The organism is Methylobacterium sp. CCH5-D2 (genome assembly GCF_001556475.1).
Classification (GTDB): domain Bacteria; phylum Pseudomonadota; class Alphaproteobacteria; order Rhizobiales; family Beijerinckiaceae; genus Methylobacterium; species Methylobacterium hispanicum.
Genome location: NZ_LSIX01000872.1, coordinates 1 through 297 on the forward strand (window position 1 = coordinate 1; position 297 = coordinate 297).

Here is a 297-nt window from a genome sequence, read left to right on the forward strand (position 1 = left end):
TTCTTCTCGGATGCGGTGCTGAACCCGCTCAGCAACCGCCTCGAGCTGACGCAGACCTTCTCGGTCGTCGCCTCGCTGCTGCACTACTGGAACCCGACGCTCCGCTCGGCCCTGTTCGGCTCCTACGGCGAGGTCGCCTTCGCCCCCGGCGCCCGCGCCGCCCAGGCCTCCTACAACGGCCTCGGCATCGCCGGCATCACCAACATCGGCGCCTTCGGCTCGAGCTACTACAACCTCAACCAGATCCTGCGCGACACCTACGCCTTCAACGTGGGCGGCAGCCTGATCTGGTCGCCG

General features: G+C 67.7%; 1 pseudogene. It reads left to right on the forward strand.

Annotation, left to right across the window (positions count from 1 at the left end):
* Positions 1–297 (forward strand): annotated as a pseudogene (locus AX737_RS34770) (porin); the annotation flags it as partial.